The organism is Endozoicomonas euniceicola, assembly GCF_025562755.1.
GTDB lineage: Bacteria > Pseudomonadota > Gammaproteobacteria > Pseudomonadales > Endozoicomonadaceae > Endozoicomonas_A > Endozoicomonas_A euniceicola.
Genome location: NZ_CP103300.1, coordinates 2,057,433 through 2,073,888 on the forward strand (window position 1 = coordinate 2,057,433; position 16,456 = coordinate 2,073,888).

Sequence of the window (16,456 nt, forward strand, 5' to 3'; positions counted from 1 at the left end):
TTTTCAATATGGGTATTAGACCATGAGCCAACACGCCAAACAGCTATACGACGCTTTAGTCACCCTTTCCCATCATTTCAGCACAACCTGCTGCGAGAGCAGCCACTGTGAAGAATTCACCCTGATCGACTATCTGGCACTGCGCAGCATCCAGAATCAGCCTGAATGTTCTGTTCAGACCGTCGGGCAATCCCTGGGTTTCACCAAAAGCGGTGCGACACGAGTGATTAAACGCCTGCAAGCCCGCAATATGATCTCCATTTGTGTCAATCCGGACGATAGCCGAATCAAATGCCTGTCTCTGACGGAACTGGCCGAAAACTGTCTGCAATCCGTCGTCAGTATTCAGGAAAAACGGATGGACAAACTGTTGAAAAAGATGGAGCCTGAGACCGCAAAACAACTGACACAAGGGCTACAGACTCTTGTTCAGCAACTGAAGTAATTTAACCAGAGACACAGCCTTTGAAGGCTTTTTTATTGTTCAATTAGTTGACAATGACAACCATATAGAGACCCGGAAACACGGAATGCAAAACCCTTTGACCCCAAGGAATAACCGCACATGAAGCTACTATGGAAAATGCGCTTCATTTTGCGTGACTACTGGAAACACTACCTTCTGGCATTTATCAGCCTGCAAGCCGTTGCAGTACTGAATCAGCTGCCTCCCTGGCTGATCGGTCGTGTAGTGGATGAAATCACCATCGATGGTCTGACCAGCCAGGAATTACTGTTGTATATCGCGAGCATCATAGTGATTGCCATTGCCATTTATGGGCTGCGCTATGTCTGGCGTTCTCTGCTGTACGGTGCCTCTATTGATCTGGTTCGCAGTCAGCGGGATCGCCTGTTTGCCCACTTTACCCGGATGTCTCCGGATTTTTACCAGAAGCACACCACCGGAGACTTGATGGCTCACGCCACCAATGACCTGAATGCGGTGGAAGAAAGTGCAGGCGGGGGCATTATGACCCTGGTTGACTCAGTGATCGCAGGTGTCACCGTTCTGGCTGCGATGATTTTCGTCGTCAGTGGCAAGCTGACACTGCTGGTTCTGATCCCATTTCCAATATTGATCTGGGCCACCAGTCACTATGGCACAGCGATGCACAAAACCTTTGGCAAGGCTCAGGCCAGTTTTTCCAACCTGAATGAGGAAGCCAGAGAAACGGTCACCGGTATTCGCGCGGTTCGTGCCCATGAACTCAATAAACGACAAGAGCAGCGTTTCTACGACCTGTCCAGGGAAACCGTTACCGCAAACCAGAAAGTAGCACGCATTGAGTCCCTCTTTGGCCCTACCATCAACCTGTTCTTTGGCCTCTCTTTTGTTATTGCCCTGATGGGCGGCGCATGGTTGATTCAACGAGGTGAAATGACACTGGGTTTGCTGACCAGTTTTACGCTCTATCTTGGACAGTTGCTTAGTCCGATGATGCAGTTTGGCTGGCAGTTCAGTGTATTCCAGCGTGGTAATGCATCGTGGAAAAGGCTGGAAATCCTGTTTAACCAGAAACCCACCGTAACCGACGCAGCGACAGCGACAGAAGCACCGGCAAACCACGATCTGGCGTTTGATATTCAGTCTTTCCAGTATCCACAGGCTGGCGCTCCGGTTCTTAACAATATAAAGCTACTGGCTCCGGCAGGTTCTTTTATCGGTATTACCGGTCGCACCGGCGGTGGCAAAAGCAGTCTGTTCCGGCTGCTACAGCGCCAGTTTAATCTGGATTCAGGCTCATCCATTACGCTCGGTGGCATTGCCATTGACCAGATCAAACTGAAAAGCCTGCGCAGCCAGATGGCCTGGGTTCCCCAAGAGCCCATGCTGTTTTTCGGAACCATTGCGGACAACATCGCCCTATCCAGACCCGATGCCACACAGGAAGAGATCGAACAGGCCGCCAGGCTCGCAGCCATTCACGACGAAATCAGCCACTTCACCGATGGTTACCAAACCCTCCTTGGTGAAAATGGCATCAACCTTTCCGGAGGCCAGAAACAGCGTGTGGCGTTTGCCCGCGCCCTGCTGACCGATGCCAGCATATTGTTGCTGGACGACGCTTTCAGTGCGCTGGATATGAAAACAGAAGCCGCCATTCTGAAAAACCTGTCCGCCTACAGAAACGCAAAGACCATTCTGCTGATCACTCAACGGCTGCCGGAACTGATTACGGCAGACCAAATTCTGGTTATTGATGAAGGCACCATTAAAGAACAGGGTACCCACGATGAACTGCTGGATCGCCCTGACTGGTATGCCCGTATCTTCAGGCAGCAGGCACGTACGCTTCTGGTCAACAGGGAAGGTACAACCGATACCCTGCCAATTAACGAACCACCCTCTCTGGTAAGCGCCTGATGAAAACAAAAAGATTCGCAGGACTTGGACGCCTGCTGGGCTACAGCCGCCCTTATGCAAAAGGCTTTATCAGTGCCTTTCTGCTGCTGATGCTGGCAACCGCCTTTGAAATGGCCTCCCCATGGGTCATGAAAATTATCCTTGATGACTACATTGCGGTGGGCAACAGCGATATCAATACACTGACGCTGCTGGGTGTTGCCCTGGCCAGTACGTATGTGGGCGCATCGATATTGCAGTACATTCAGGGCGTTATGTTTCAGAACAATGCTCTTGAAGTTATACACGACATTCGTCAAAAAGCGTTCAGCCACCTGCTGAAACTGCCCATGAAGTACTTTGATGGAGAACCTACTGGTCGTCTGGTATCAAGACTCACCAATGACTCTGAAGTCATACGACAGATGTTTGTTGGAGTGATTCCTGCCATCTTGCGTGGAGCCCTGAAGCTGGTGGGTATTTTCACAGCACTGGCTCTGCTGGACTTCAAGCTGATGCTGCTGATGCTGATTATTGTGCCGATTCTGCTGGGTAGCATGCGTCTGTACCAGAACCTGAGCCGCCCCGTAGTGACCGGTGTTCGAGCCCGGCTGGCAGACATCAACACCAGCCTCAATGAATCCCTGCAGGGTATGCAGATTATTCAGGCCAACAATCAGGAAGAACATCGTCGTGCAAAATTTGCAGAGAACAACAAAGAATGGAGCCTGCTGCGCCGCAAAGTGATCGGTATCGACAGCCTGTTGCTGATGCCTTTTGGTCACTTCCTGCAAACTATGGCACTGGCGGGAATTGTCGCCTGGTTTGGCTGGAGAGCCGGTTTCTCGGTGGTGGAAGTGGGTACTATTTATGCCTTTATTAATTATCTGGCCCGTTTCTTTGAGCCTTTCCGGCAGATTTCCATGCAACTGGGCAACCTGCAACAATCGCTGGTAGCTGCCGAACGTGTCTTTGAGCTGCTGGATGAACCAGAAGAGTCCCGCAAGCAGACAGGCCATGATTCCGTCACCAGCGGCAAGATGGAATTCAATAACGTCAGCCTGTCCTATGACGGTAAAAACCAGGCGCTGGACAACGTCAGCTTTACCGTTGAGCCCGGTCAGTTTACGGCGATTGTCGGCTACAGCGGCAGTGGCAAAAGTTCCATTATCAATCTGTTGATGCGTTTTTATCAGCACCAGCAGGGGCAGGTTCTGATCGATGGGCAATCACTGAATAATATCAGTGAATCCGCTCTGCGCCACCATGTTGGGCTTGTGTTCCAGGAGCCATATATCTTCAGCGGTTCTCTTGCCGAAAACATCAGCCTTAATCATGCCGATATCAGTATGAACGATGTGATCAGCGCTGCCCGTAAAGTCTCTGCCGACCCATTTATTCGAAAACTGTCTGATGGTTACGACCACCAGCCCGGAGCCGGAGGTCAGGCGCTGTCGACAGGTGAACGTCAGCTGTTGTCCTTTGCCAGAACGGTAGCACAGGACCCCCGCATTCTGCTGCTGGATGAAGCAACGGCCAATATTGATGGCGAAACCGAACAGTCGATTAAAGATGCACTGATCACACTTCGCTCTGGTCGTACCACTATTGCGGTGGCGCATCGCCTGTCGACCATTCAGGATGCCGACCAGATTCTGGTAATGGACAAAGGCCGGATTGTTCAGCGCGGAACGCACAGTGAACTGCTAAACCAGGCCGGTCATTACAGAGACCTGTATCTTTCCCAGCAAACCAAAGAGCAGCTGCACACACAGACAGACGCCTTTGCTAATGAAGCACCTTCTTCCAGTTTAGTGGTGGCATAATGACAAACCAGACACCCTGTGAACCCGCCATTCAGGACGCCATTGAGTGGTCTCTGCTTAACGGCTTTGCCCTGAAAACATCGCCTGAATCAGCGACACACTGCGCTTTCAGCCTAGCTCCCACATTGATTGACGAGACTCGCTTTTCACACCTTCGGCAGTCCGTACCCGTCCTGGCAAAACTGATTCATGCAGTCTCTGAAGACCATGAGTTTCTACGGGAGGCCATGATGCCCATTGCCGGGGCAGACCCTTTCTTTACCAATCTGTTGAATCTGCACAAACATATTCACTTTGGTCAGCAAAAAGCACTCCGACAACCCATGCTGTTTATGCGTACTGACTTTATGGATGATGCGGAAGTGGGGCCGGGAGTCATTGAGTTCAATGGTATCGCTGCTGGCATGGGTCCCTTTGGTCAGCGCGTCCACGAGTTACACCGCTATATGCAGCAGCAGAGGCCTGCAGCCTTCCAGGAATGGTCCCCCGTGGATAACCTGCACCTGATTGACAACCCAGCCATTGAACTGCTGTCAGAAGGTGTTGCAGCCACCGCCAGACAGGTTCGGGAAGAATCCGGAGAAACCGGGCAGCCGGTGTTTTTGATGGTGGTCCAGGCGGATGAAGACAATGTTTACGACCAGCACCTTCTGGAGCAAGGTCTGCAACACCTTGGTATAAGAACTGTTCGTCGTACATTCCGTGAGCTTCACGACCAGCTTGCCACCGGAGAAAACGCCCGGCTGCTGCTTGAAGGTATCGGTGGAGTGGATGTCGTTTATCTTCGTGCAGGTTATCAATACTCTGACTTTGTCGCCCATGACCTGAAGGAGGCCCGTTGCTGTCAGGCTTTAAGCCAGACCCGCACCTTTATGGAACAGCATAATGTGGCGATCAATGCCACAGTCAGCCAGCAGCTGGCCACCAGCAAGCGGATACAGATGTTACTGACCTCCATGACGGCACAGGAGTTAACCCGCTTTGGTCTTACCCTGTCTGAAGCCAGTGCGGCAAAAGAGTTTCTGGGCATTATGCTACCTGTTGATGAAAACAGTGCCGAATGGTTCGCGGATAAACCCAGCAAAAACTGGGTACTGAAGAACCAGGGCGAAGGCGGTGGTCACTGCATTTTTGGCGACCATATTCTGCCAAAACTCAAGTCGCTTTCCAGTGAGGATTATCAGGCGTGGTCACTGATGCGTCGTCTGCACCCTGCTCACAGAGAGCGCCCTGCTTTACTGGTGCGCCGGGGCGAAGCTATTAAGGTGGATGATCTGATCAGTGAAATAGGGCTGTTCACCATTCACTTCAATGGCAAACCGATGACTCGTCACAATGGTGATAGCAGTTGTGATAGCAGTGGCTACGCGGGATACCTGATTCGCAGCAAGCCTGCCACTGAATCAGAAGGCGGTGTACACAGCGGCATGGGCGCTGCCGACTCTCTGGCGGTTAGGTAGAAACCAGCATCCCAACCCGGCAGTCCCCACGATAAGGTACGCCACTTAGGCAAGGCTAACACTATCATCAGGGAACACATGAGAAAATCACTACTTGTTGCTGCCGTCCTTCTTGCTTCTGCCTCCAGCGCTCAGGCGCTGGTGGGTGCAAAAGTCGGTTACAACTACTGGAAGACTGCCAATCACGATGGCGTCCATAACCTGCACGGCCAATTTGAGCATTTTATTCCGCTGGTACCCAATGCTGCCGTACGCTATACAAGCGTTGATAACAAAAAGCTGAAAGTTAACAGCTTTGATGCGCTGGGTTACTACCGTCTGCTGGACAACGGTAATCTGGACTGGACCGCAGGACTGGGCCTGCGGCGCTTTGACTCAGGCAAGCTGAAAGGTGACCGTTTCTCTAGCACCCTGCCAATGGTCAGCACCGAAGTGACTCTGTTTGACGACAGCCGCACCAGCTTTTACGGGAAACTGGATCTGGGTCAAAACGGTAACACTAACTTCACCGATTTTGAGGCAGGCGTTCGCTTTAAGCTGTTCATGGGATTACGTTTGCAGGCCGGCTACCGGAGCTACACACTGAAACTTGACGGCACCAAGGGTATCAAGGATTCAGAACATTTAAGCGGCCTGAACCTGGGGCTGAACTGGGGCTTCTGAACCCCGCAAGCCCGGACAGGCAAAAGGCTGACAGCCCGCTGCCTGTCCTTTCCTCTCAATACCACCTGTCTCTCCAACAGACCTTCTGCCCACTCCCTCCAATGCCATAAAACACTCTGCTTCCTGCAATCAACCTCAATTAAAAACTAACCCATTGATTTTAAGGTTATATATCTCAGCGCTTCTAAGACTTTGGTCGTTATAGCCACAGCATTACCGTTATCTGGTGCTATACCTTTATATCAGGACTTCTTGAAGTTAACTTTGCAGGGACGTAACTCATGCCAAACAAGCCAATACAGGCAACTGACGAGCACCAGTATGCCAACATCCTTACTTATCTAGCCAGGGGCGGTTCTCTCGCTGAAGCCAATAACATCAGCCAGAGCTCCCTTGAGGCGATCTACGGAACTGGCTATAACCAGTACACCACGGGACACTACGAAGAAGCCGCCAGAATATTTCAATATCTCTGTCTGTATGACCAGTGGAACCCTCGCAACTACTTATGCCTTGGTGCCTGCCAACAGATGATGCACCTCTATAGTCAGGCAATCCAGACTTACACCTTTGCCTTTCGACTGGATGCCCGAACCCCTCTTCCATTGATTTACATGGCTGATTGTCAGCTGGCACTCAACCAGGTTGAAAAAGCAAAAGAAATCTACAAAACCGCTCTGAAGCTGGCCAAAAGCAACAGCTTCGATCACAAGGAAATCAATAGGGCAGAAGTACTTCTTGCCACTATTGATGGACAGAACAAGGAGGATCACTAATGGTTGATTCAGTATCAGGCGGCCGTCCGCAGACGCCCGTTGAAGCCTTTCAGGAACAGCAGAAAACGAATCAGGCAGATAAGATCGATAAAATAGGTCTGAGTTACAATTCCGATAATTCAGTGTCTCATCGCACTGCCAGAAGCGAAACCACTCTTGCTGCACCTGAGAACCATGCACCCAGCATCCCGGAACCCAATGCCGGAACAACAGCAACCGGGGTAGAACTCAGCACAGCTAAGTCGCAAAGCCACCTAGACCAGCTTCGGGCAGGGGTATACTCAAGCTTTGATATGATCGAAAAAAACCATCCAGGTCTTGCAACGCCAGAGTTTCAGGCAAAAGCTGAAAACCTGAGGTTTGAGGTTGATCACTTGAAACCTTCATCCATTTCCGATGCACAACTGAAAAATTTGCAGCAGAGCGTGAAAACCCTGGGGGACGCTGCTGCCTCTCCGACTCTGGATGCGGACAAGCTGGATCAGATCATGTCCGAAATTCAGACCAAAATGGATGAGAATTCCGTAAAGTTTTCTCAGTTTGAAATACAGTCCCGTTCAGATAATGCTCAGCAAACGTATGACAAAAATATTGAAGGCATTGAACAGTATATAAAGGATGTAGAAGAGGCAAAGGCATCACAATCCTCAGGTGGCGGCTGGCTCAGTGGGATTATTACGGCAATCTTTCCGATTTTCGAGATTGCCGCCCAAATTACGAAAGCCGTGGATCCCGATACAGACTTTAGCCTGTTCTCACGTAACAGCTCAATTGGGAGAGCCATTGGTCAGGCTGAAAAAGACGTAGAAGAGTTCTTCGCACCAATGGGAGACAAGCAAGCCTGGGATAACTTAGGCAAAGATTTAAAGCAAGACTTCAATAAGCTTGGCCATGACATAGAAAAAGCCTTCGAGCCAATGGGAAAAAAGGAAGCCTGGGAAAACTTAGGTGACGATGTTAAACAAGACTTCGAAAAACTTGGCAAGGACATAGAAAAAGCCTTCGAGCCAATAGGAAAAAAGGAAGCCTGGGAAAACTTAGGTAACGATGTTAAACAAGACTTCGAAAAGCTTGGCAGGGACATAGAAAAAGCCTTCGAGCCAATGGGAAAAAAGGAAGCCTGGGAAAACTTAGGTGACGATGTTAAACAAGACTTCGAAAAGCTTGGCAAAGACATAGAAAAAGCCTTCGAACCAATAGGGGAAAAGGAAGCCTGGGAAAACTTAGGTGACGATGTTAAACAAGACTTCGAAGAGCTTGGCACGGACATAGAAAAAGCGTTCGAACCAATGGGGAAAAAGGAAGCCTGGGATAATTTAGGCGATGATATCCTTAATGACCTTGGCATTGAGCCCAGCTCAGGAAAGCCAGTTGAATCAGCAACTGTTGCAGAAGATTCATCTCTCGCAGTCGAAAAAGAAAAAATCAAAATCGAAAAGGAACTGGGTGCCGCTATGCAAGGGCTTGATGTTGGTGAGTCAGCCTTGACCAGTCAGGAGATGATGAAGTTATTGCAGAAGATGAAAGACGCTGAAGAAAACAAAGAGAAGCTCGAAGAAGCCATTGCTGCCCTTGAGTCCGGCGATCTTGAATCACTCAAGCAAGCCGTTGCCGGGCTATCAGAAGGCGACGCCATTATTTCACTGATAGATAACCCTGAAACGGCTTCTGCCGGGCTGGTGAATTCGCTTCTGGACGTGCCTGCCGAGACAGCCAAAATACATGAAGACCAAATGCTGCAAAACAGTATGGCCAAACGCTTTAGCTAATCTTACCTGACACCCTCCAGAAGTAGGGGGTTTTACGTTCATTCGATAAAATCCGCACATACGAAAAAGCCCACATCATCTGATGTGGGCTTTTATATATGGCGCGCTCGGGAGGATTCGAACCTCCGACCGCCTGGTTCGTAGCCAGGTACTCTATCCAGCTGAGCTACGAGCGCGCAATTTGTTGCGTGGCTATTTTTACACCACTTAATTGATCAATTCAACATCAACCAATCTTTTTTCAAGCCAGATTCAAATCAGAATCTGGCGGTGAGGGAGGGATTCGAACCCTCGATACGCGTTAACGTATACACGCTTTCCAGGCGTGCTCCTTCAGCCACTCGGACACCTCACCGTTATCGCTGCTGCTTTCAAAGAAAGTTTGTCGCTGCGAACAGGTGGCGTACTTTATAGCAGTGTTTGCTAAAAGGCAAAGGCAAAAGACCAAAAAAGTTGAACTCCTCGGAAAATCCCTATCACTTCAACCGATTAAGATGAAATGCACGAGCCAGCACTGCTTCAAAAATACATTCTGGCAACAGCCTCTGCAAAAACGGCAGGCTTCGGCTGCCGTTCCCTACTTTGACCGAGCCGGATGCTTTACCGGCTTTTACTCGCCTGACAATAACACGAGCCACCTTCTCAGCCGGGGTAGGGTTATCCTGGGAAGCACCAGCACGTTTCCACAAGGCGTCTTCAATGGGCTTATAAAAAGAGCGGTCAGGCAGGGCTCTTGCCAGTGCCTTTCTGGCATTATCGGCAAAGCGGGAACGAATGGCTCCGGGTTTCACGCTCATCACGTCAATACCAAAGGGGTTGAGTTCCATACGTAACGTGTCAGAAAAAGCATTGAAAGCGGCTTTGGAAGCACAATAGGTTCCAGAGAAAGGGGTCACCACCTGACCGGAGACACTGCCTATATTGATGATGGTGCCGGATCTTTGAGAAATCATGGCCGGTGTCACCGCCTGAATCAGTTTAAGTGGCGCAAAGACATTGGCTTCAAACTGCATCCTGACTTCCGACTCAGGCATCTCAACCACCGCCCCCATAGCACCATAACCGGCATTATTCACCAGCACGTCAATTCCACCCGCCGCTTCCATGCTGGCGAGCAGCTTCCTGACCTGATCATCACAGGTGATATCCAGAGTCTCGATTCTGATACCTGATGACTCAAGGTCTGATAAGGTTTCTTTTCTTCGAGCTGTCGCCCAAACCTGCCAGCCCTGACAGTTGAATTCTTGCGCAAGGGCTCTGCCGATGCCCGAGGAACAGCCGGTAATTAAAACGTTTTTCATTGGGTCTTTTTTTCAGTCAGCTGCGATAAATCGGATGTATCCAGTGTCTGTCTGGAAAACTCTTTTTTCACCCTGACACCCAGTGCAACAAACTCATTAGTTTGTGAAATCAGGTTGCCGCGTCCTTGTTTAAGTGTATTCATGGCTTCGTCATAAGTATTTCTTGTTGTTGTCAGCTGAGTGTCGAGCTTTTCCATCTTCTCTACAAATACACGTAACTTGTCGTAAACCAGGCCAGCCCGGTCAGCCAGTTTTCTGGCATTAGCATTTTGTCGTTCAATCGTCCAAAGGTTGGCAACCGTTCTGAGGGTAGCAAGCAGCGTGGTGGGGGTCACTACCACAATATTCTGTTCAAAAGCATCGTTAAACAGTTTCTGGTCATGCTGGAAAGCGGCGATAAAGGCGGGCTCTACGGGCATAAACATAAAAACAAAGTCTGGCGTTTTCACGCCCGGAAGGTTGGGATAATCTTTATCGCCCAGACCTTTAATATGATTGCGAATACTGAGGATATGGCGTGACAGGGCCGATTGCCTTTCGTCATCATCTTCTGCATTCACGTAAGCCATATAGTCCACCAGCGACACTTTAGAATCGATAATAAGATGCTTTCCCTCTGGCAGATAAACGACAAAATCTGGTCGTTTATTCTGACCTTCATCGTCTTTGAAGTTAGCTTCCCGCTCGTACTCTTCACCTTTGATCAGGCCACTGCTTTCAAGAATTTTTTCAACCTGAAGTTCTCCCCAGTTGCCCTGTAGCTTTTTATCGCCTTTAAGGGCCCTGGCAAGATTACCGGCTTCATCGGTAATTCTCTGATTCAGGCTGTGCAGCGTTTCGAGTTGTTGTTTTAAGGCCGCCCTGCCTTCTATATCAGCCTGTTGAGCCTGCTCTACTTTATTTCGAAAATCGCCTAACTGCTCTTTAAAAGGTTTAAGTAATGTATCCAGACGCTCCTGATGCTGCTGGGAAAACAGTTTGCCCTTAGCCTCCAGAATTTCACTGGCAATATGATGAAACGCCTGCTTCTGGGTTTCGCGGTTGTCTTCCAGATCTTTTATCGTTTTTTCATTATGCTGTTGCTGCACTTCAAGACGTGCTCTTAATTCCCGTACAGCCTGTTCAGCCTCGCTGCGGTTCTCACGTTCAACCTCAATGCGTTCCAGTAAACGAGTCCGGTCGTCTTCGCCCTGCCGGATACGCTGATCACGTTCCGTTACTCTATCCTGCTCACTGCTCAATAAGGTTTCCAGCTCGGCCTGCGTCCGTAAATTTTTTTGCCGTGCCACCAGCCAGCTCAGTAAAGAAGACAATACTGCAACAATAGCTGCCACGATCACTGTGGTTGAGGACATAAACAGAATCTCATTCAGGGTTGATCTTCAGCCATGTTACTATTCCAACAGAGCGTTTTCATAGACATCAGTCGTGCTCCAGTCATTTCGAAATCAGTAGCCGTCGAGAATAGCCGCAGGAATGAGAATTTGAATGCTTTTGTTCAGGAGCGAATCGTTTCGCCCATAAAAGCTTTATTAAACCAGGGGCTAACCCCGGACTCTCTGGCATTGTGCCTTGCGGTCGGCTTTGTCTTGGGTTTCTTTCCTGTGTTTGGCATCACCACCCTGCTCTGTGTACTGACTGCCGGGGCTCTGCGACTGAACCAGGTGGCTATACAGGTTGCCAACTATTGCGGTTATCCATTGCAATTTATTCTGTTTATTCCTTTTATACGGCTTGGGGAGTATCTGTTTGGGCTGGAACGAATTTCGGTGAATCCTGCCGATATATTCATGTTAGCGAAAAGCGACTTCAGCCTGTTTCTTGAGCTTTATGGTCTGGCTATCTCAGCCGCCTGCGCTGCCTGGCTGGTTGTAGCAATGCCTTTAATACTGCTGTTATGGAAGGGGTTCGCCGTTTTGCTGAAAGCAAAGATGAAAACGGTTTAAGCGTCCCTGCTCAATGCTGTGTTAATATTGTTCCTGCACTTCAAAAAAATCCTGCGACAATTTCCATACACCAGCATCATTTTTCACCCATTCCTCCAGTGTAATAATGCCTTTGCCCACATTCATAGACCAGTTCGCTCCGAGGTGAACCTTTTCATCGCCGACCTGTTTCAACCACATGTCGTTATAGTGCAGGTCAGAGGCTCCGGACTGAATAAATGGACGCCAGAAGTTGTCTATATTGTCTTTGCCAACATATTCTCCCATGGGGTTAGCCTGCAAGACCGCATCAGGCATATAACCGGAAACGCAATAGTCGATATCTCCATGATTAAAGTGCTTAACCCATTGTTTGCTGGCAGCCAGAACTTCAGCTAGCACATGGTGACTCATGAGTCGCCTCCTCATGATCGCTATGGGTGACTGAAGTTTAGGCTAATTCAGAGCCACTGATTTTATGATTACTAAAGCACTTCATAAACCGTCATCATGGTCATGTTCTTTATGATTTTGCGAAGAGTGCTTATCAGAAAAGTAATAAAGGTCGCATCTAAAACCAGGTATTTCTGTATTTGTATCGTAATGGTTTTCGATGAATATTTGGGTATGACCCGGGGCAGAAAAGGTTTTGAGCAGGTTTTCATCGCTGCAATCACATCTGGACAACGCGCCACTGGCAATATCACACACTTCGTTTGTTATCGATTTGGAGCCATAGGCAACCATGTAGTTGTAGAGATTCGCTTCTGTTTTGCCTTCCTTTTTGGGTTGATCAAAAACCAACTTAACAGAAGACAGAGTGACAGAAGGATCTCTGACTATCTGATTAACGTGCTTATATCTTGGTATCAACTCATTGTTCTTATACTTATTGGTGGAGCCTGAACGTTCAGTCGCCGGCCTCTCAAAAAGCCAGTTGACTTTATCAAACAACTTTTCTTCACTGGTATCATCCCAGCGATAACCTATTCTGTACTCCGGAATCACCGCTTTACTATCAGAAGCTTTAACGCTGTAACTAAAGCCCACTTTTGGAAGTTTAAACTGGCAATGTTCACGGGACTTAGTGCAAACATGTCCTTCCGCTTTGTCACTTCGCTCATCCCATTCCCAGTTTTTACCGGGGACAATGATTATAGGGCGGTTCCTCATTTCAAACAGACGGAACTTTCCAAGATCAAAGGTCACAAAATACTGTTTATTGTCGTAGTGATAAGTATAACGGCACTTATAGCCCAAAATCGGCACCCTGCTATAGGCGGCAGAGTGAAAGGTTATTCCACTAACACGATAAGGGGTTTCTACTACCCCAGGCACTTCTGCTACATAAGGTGTTTTAAGCAATGTTTTGAATATGTCAGGAAGATTTGCTGGAAGATGACCTGGAGTTGCCTCCAAGTCAGACGAGAAACTACTGTACTTAAACTCTAACTGCTGAGGATCAGGACAGGGAAATTCATGACCGATGGCAGTATTCGTAAAAAACAGTCCAAATAAAGCGCTGGTACAAAAAAACTGGCGTTTCATGAATAACTACCCGAACTGAACAAAACTTAATGCCTGAAGACTCACAACTGGTGAGTCTGGCACAGGATTAGCCATTGTCCAGCTACGCATAATTTATAGAGTCACTCAAAGCTCAGGCTCATTAATGACAACCGCCTCCTGTTTCCAGTATTGAGACGGTTGCACTTGCTCTAACCGATAAAATAAACGACAGTTATTTATTACTTCTTCTCGGCATACTTCATTGAGTCCAAAGCCACCGCAAAGATAATAATGGAACCTTTAATAATATACTGCCAATAAGGGCTCACACCGATGTATGTCATGCCATAGTTAATCAGGGTGAAAATTAATACGCCCGTTACCACACCGGCAATACTGCCAACACCACCAGCAAAGGACACGCCCCCCACCACACAGGCAGCAATGGCATCCAGCTCGTACATAAAGCCAAGGTTATTGGTGGCACTGCCAATCCGGCCCGCTTCCAGCAAACCGGCAAAGGCATAGAAGACACCAGACAGGGCGTACACTTTCAGGAGCGTTAAAGCTACGTTAACACCGGATACCTTAGCGGCTTCAGGGTTGCCACCGATGGCAAAGATATTCTTGCCAAAGACAGTCTTGTTCCACATGACCCAGCTGATGACAATAGCAATGGCCGCATAGAACGTAATATACGACAACCTGAAACTGCCCAGCCGGATAAACCCCTGGGTAAACTCTGAAAAACGGGCATCAAAGCCAGCAACAGGTGATGCTCCTACCATATCAAAGTACAGGGAGTTAATGCCGTAGACGATAATCATCATGCCAAGGGTGGCAATAAACGGCGTCACATTCAGATAAGCCACCACAAAACCGTTTAACAGCCCGATCAGTGCACCAATAGCGCAAACCAGAAGAATAACAGCAGGAATGGGAATGGCACCCAGTTCAGGAAACACCTTATTGACGTTGGTTACTGCCTGCAACATGGTGGCGGACACAACCGCAGCCAGCCCGACCTGGCGACCTGCAGAAAGGTCCGTTCCCTGGGTCACAATCAGACTTGCAACACCCAGTGCAATAATAATTCGTACCGACGACTGAGTAAGGATATTACTCAGGTTTCTCAGACTAACAAACGACGGCTCCTGAATAATAATGATCGCCAGAAGAATCAGAAGTACGGCATAAATACCACCTTCCTTGATCATCTGCATTGCGTTAAAGCCTTTTCGATTAAGGCCTGCTGCATTGCCCATGGAAATACTCCTTTAATTACAGGTAGCGTGATGCCAGTTCAAGAATTTCGTTCTGGGTGGTTTCTCTGGTGTTGACAATACCTGCGACCTGCCCGTTACTCATCACCAGAATCCGGTCTGTGGTGCCAAGCAGCTCAGGCATTTCCGAGGAGATCATAATCACCCCCTTGCCTTTTTTCGCCAGCTCCAGAATCAACTGGTAGATTTCATACTTGGCACCAACGTCGATGCCACGGGTAGGTTCATCCATCATCAGAATGTCCGGCTCGGTCAATAGCCAGCGACCAATCACCACTTTCTGCTGGTTACCGCCGGACAACGAACCAATCGGCGTATGATGTCCCGGTGTTTTCACGCTCATGGCATCAATAACCCACTGAGTGTCCTTACCCATCTGTAGATTACTGAGCAGGCCAGCTTTGTTCTTGTAATGTTCAATATTGGCCACCAGCGAGTTAAAGGTAATATCCAGAGTGCTGTAAATACCCGTCGCTCGTCGTTCTTCCGTGACCAGTGAAAAACCGTTCCGGATGGCTTCGTGGGCGTCTCGGTTACTGACTTTCCGGTTATTCAGAAGAATAGTGCCAGCTGCCTTTTCACGAACGCCGAATAGCGTTTCAACAATATCAGTACGCCTGGCCCCCACCAGGCCAGCAATGCCTAACACCTCCCCTTTTCGTAACTCAAAACTGATGTCGTTTATAGAAGGCTGGTTTTTGGCGGTCAAACCACTGACTTTTAAAATGACCTCACCGGGCACATTATCCCGTTCAGGAAACCGCTGGGTCAGCTCACGCCCAACCATCATGTTAATAATTTCATCCATAGTGAGACCTTCCAGCGGTTGAGTGCCGACCCACTGCCCGTCGCGCAGGATGGTAATTTCATCACACAGTTCAAAAATCTCTTCCATTTTATGAGAGATATAAACAATCCCGCAGCCTCTGTCTTTCAGCTTGCGAATAATCTTAAAGAGGTGTTTGATTTCTTTCTCGGTAAGCGACGATGTCGGCTCGTCCATAATCACAATGCGGGCGTTATAAGAGAATGCTTTGGCAATTTCGATCATTTGCCGCTGAGATACAGACAGGCTTGCTACCCGCTCTTTAGGGTCCACATCAATATCAAGCTCATCAAAAATGGCTTTGGTGTCGTTGTACATTTTTGAGTCATCAACAAAGCCCTTTTTTTTCGGATACCTCCCTAACCACATGTTATCCATTACCGAGCTTTGCAACACCTGGTTAAGCTCCTGATGGACCATCGAGATGCCGTTATCAAGGGCTTCTTTCGATGAACTGAAATGGACATTGCTACCAAGAAAGACAATCTCTCCCTCGTCTTTCTCATAAATACCAAACAGGCATTTCAGGAGCGTGGACTTGCCCGCCCCATTTTCCCCCATCAATGCGTGAATCGAATAAGGGCGGACTCTCAGGTCAACCCGGTCAAGAGCCTTGACACCGGGAAACTCCTTGCTGATAGCAGTCATTTCAAGAAGGAACTGCTCTTCATCGTTTGACATAGGCTGTGTTCTTATATGGGCGCAGAAGTGGTCAGGGATTAATCAGCAAACTGCTTTATCCCCGACCCGTCAGGTAAGAAGAAAAAAAGACGA

14 protein-coding genes and 2 tRNA genes are annotated in these 16,456 nt (G+C 48.7%); 8 read left to right on the plus strand and 8 right to left on the minus strand.

The features are described 5' to 3' along the window. Window positions 1-22: 22 nt before the first annotated feature. The 7 genes from NX720_RS07705 to NX720_RS07735 all read left to right on the plus strand — a co-directional run bounded on the left by NX720_RS07705 (window position 23) and on the right by NX720_RS07735 (window position 8,838). Complete coding sequence (locus NX720_RS07705; RefSeq protein ID WP_262600485.1) at window positions 23-445, plus strand: MarR family winged helix-turn-helix transcriptional regulator; 423 nt, start codon at window positions 23-25, stop codon at window positions 443-445. A gap of 120 nt (window positions 446-565) precedes the next feature. Further along, window positions 566-2,365 (plus strand): ABC transporter ATP-binding protein, encoded by a 1,800-nt coding sequence (locus NX720_RS07710; RefSeq protein WP_262600486.1) that lies wholly within the window; start codon window positions 566-568, stop codon window positions 2,363-2,365. Continuing rightward, entirely contained in the window at window positions 2,365-4,170 is a 1,806-nt protein-coding gene (locus NX720_RS07715) for an ABC transporter ATP-binding protein (protein ID WP_262600488.1), read from the plus strand. Before NX720_RS07710 ends, NX720_RS07715 begins: the two co-directional genes overlap by 1 nt. Then, on the plus strand, window positions 4,170-5,630 hold the full coding sequence (locus NX720_RS07720) for a glutathione synthetase (protein ID WP_262600489.1): 1,461 nt from the start codon (window positions 4,170-4,172) through the stop codon (window positions 5,628-5,630). Before NX720_RS07715 ends, NX720_RS07720 begins: the two co-directional genes overlap by 1 nt. Window positions 5,631-5,708: 78 nt before the next feature. Continuing rightward, the gene (locus NX720_RS07725; RefSeq protein ID WP_262600490.1) at window positions 5,709-6,293 is read left to right on the plus strand and encodes a porin family protein; all 585 of its coding nucleotides are present in this window, start codon (window positions 5,709-5,711) and stop codon (window positions 6,291-6,293) included. Between the two features lie 281 nt (window positions 6,294-6,574). Next, window positions 6,575-7,069 carry a SycD/LcrH family type III secretion system chaperone gene (locus NX720_RS07730; protein ID WP_262600492.1) on the plus strand — a complete coding sequence of 165 codons (495 nt, stop codon included), beginning with the start codon at window positions 6,575-6,577 and terminating at the stop codon, window positions 7,067-7,069. Window positions 7,070-7,362: 293 nt separating this feature from the next. After that, the gene (locus tag NX720_RS07735) at window positions 7,363-8,838 is read left to right on the plus strand and encodes a hypothetical protein (protein ID WP_262600493.1); all 1,476 of its coding nucleotides are present in this window, start codon (window positions 7,363-7,365) and stop codon (window positions 8,836-8,838) included. Between the two features lie 99 nt (window positions 8,839-8,937). Here the strand turns inward: NX720_RS07735 and NX720_RS07740 are convergent. From NX720_RS07740 to rmuC, 4 genes are all read right to left on the minus strand, one after another. Further along, window positions 8,938-9,014 (minus strand) — tRNA-Arg (locus NX720_RS07740). Between the two features lie 89 nt (window positions 9,015-9,103). After that, window positions 9,104-9,193, minus strand: a tRNA-Ser gene (locus NX720_RS07745). 121 nt (window positions 9,194-9,314) lie between these two features. Continuing rightward, the gene (locus tag NX720_RS07750; RefSeq protein ID WP_262600495.1) at window positions 9,315-10,139 is read right to left on the minus strand and encodes an SDR family oxidoreductase; all 825 of its coding nucleotides are present in this window, start codon (window positions 10,137-10,139) and stop codon (window positions 9,315-9,317) included. After that, window positions 10,136-11,494, minus strand: a complete 1,359-nt coding sequence (gene rmuC, locus NX720_RS07755; RefSeq protein WP_262600497.1) for a DNA recombination protein RmuC — start codon at window positions 11,492-11,494, stop codon at window positions 10,136-10,138. Before rmuC ends, NX720_RS07750 begins: the two co-directional genes overlap by 4 nt. Window positions 11,495-11,623: 129 nt before the next feature. Here rmuC and NX720_RS07760 point away from each other — a divergent pair, with 129 nt between their 5' ends. Then, window positions 11,624-12,085: a DUF2062 domain-containing protein gene (locus NX720_RS07760; protein WP_262600499.1), complete on the plus strand. Its 462-nt coding sequence runs from the start codon at window positions 11,624-11,626 to the stop codon at window positions 12,083-12,085. Between the two features lie 21 nt (window positions 12,086-12,106). On the opposite strand, the gene NX720_RS07765 is transcribed toward NX720_RS07760, so the two are convergent. From NX720_RS07765 to mglA, 4 genes are all read right to left on the minus strand, one after another. Continuing rightward, window positions 12,107-12,478, minus strand: a complete 372-nt coding sequence (locus NX720_RS07765; RefSeq protein WP_262600500.1) for a Cif family virulence factor — start codon at window positions 12,476-12,478, stop codon at window positions 12,107-12,109. An 81-nt stretch (window positions 12,479-12,559) separates the two neighbouring features. Next, complete coding sequence (locus tag NX720_RS07770) at window positions 12,560-13,402, minus strand: hypothetical protein (protein ID WP_262600501.1); 843 nt, start codon at window positions 13,400-13,402, stop codon at window positions 12,560-12,562. Window positions 13,403-13,812: 410 nt separating this feature from the next. After that, complete coding sequence (gene mglC, locus NX720_RS07775; protein ID WP_262600502.1) at window positions 13,813-14,838, minus strand: galactose/methyl galactoside ABC transporter permease MglC; 1,026 nt, start codon at window positions 14,836-14,838, stop codon at window positions 13,813-13,815. Window positions 14,839-14,854: 16 nt separating this feature from the next. Then, entirely contained in the window at window positions 14,855-16,363 is a 1,509-nt protein-coding gene (gene mglA / locus NX720_RS07780; protein WP_262600503.1) for a galactose/methyl galactoside ABC transporter ATP-binding protein MglA, read from the minus strand. Window positions 16,364-16,456: the final 93 nt, after the last annotated feature.

What these genes read in the sequence shown, in the direction of transcription:
- NX720_RS07705 (WP_262600485.1), top strand. Translation starts at nt 23, where the DNA reads ATGAGCCAACACGCCAAACAGCTATACGACGCTTTAGTCACCCTTTCC.
- NX720_RS07710 (WP_262600486.1), top strand. Translation starts at nt 566, where the DNA reads ATGAAGCTACTATGGAAAATGCGCTTCATTTTGCGTGACTACTGGAAA.
- NX720_RS07715 (WP_262600488.1), top strand. Translation starts at nt 2,365, where the DNA reads ATGAAAACAAAAAGATTCGCAGGACTTGGACGCCTGCTGGGCTACAGC.
- NX720_RS07720 (WP_262600489.1), top strand. Translation starts at nt 4,170, where the DNA reads ATGACAAACCAGACACCCTGTGAACCCGCCATTCAGGACGCCATTGAG.
- NX720_RS07725 (WP_262600490.1), top strand. Translation starts at nt 5,709, where the DNA reads ATGAGAAAATCACTACTTGTTGCTGCCGTCCTTCTTGCTTCTGCCTCC.
- NX720_RS07730 (WP_262600492.1), top strand. Translation starts at nt 6,575, where the DNA reads ATGCCAAACAAGCCAATACAGGCAACTGACGAGCACCAGTATGCCAAC.
- NX720_RS07735 (WP_262600493.1), top strand. Translation starts at nt 7,363, where the DNA reads ATGATCGAAAAAAACCATCCAGGTCTTGCAACGCCAGAGTTTCAGGCA.
- NX720_RS07750 (WP_262600495.1), bottom strand. Translation starts at nt 10,139, where the DNA reads ATGAAAAACGTTTTAATTACCGGCTGTTCCTCGGGCATCGGCAGAGCC.
- rmuC (WP_262600497.1), bottom strand. Translation starts at nt 11,494, where the DNA reads ATGTCCTCAACCACAGTGATCGTGGCAGCTATTGTTGCAGTATTGTCT.
- NX720_RS07765 (WP_262600500.1), bottom strand. Translation starts at nt 12,478, where the DNA reads ATGAGTCACCATGTGCTAGCTGAAGTTCTGGCTGCCAGCAAACAATGG.
- mglC (WP_262600502.1), bottom strand. Translation starts at nt 14,838, where the DNA reads ATGGGCAATGCAGCAGGCCTTAATCGAAAAGGCTTTAACGCAATGCAG.
- mglA (WP_262600503.1), bottom strand. Translation starts at nt 16,363, where the DNA reads ATGTCAAACGATGAAGAGCAGTTCCTTCTTGAAATGACTGCTATCAGC.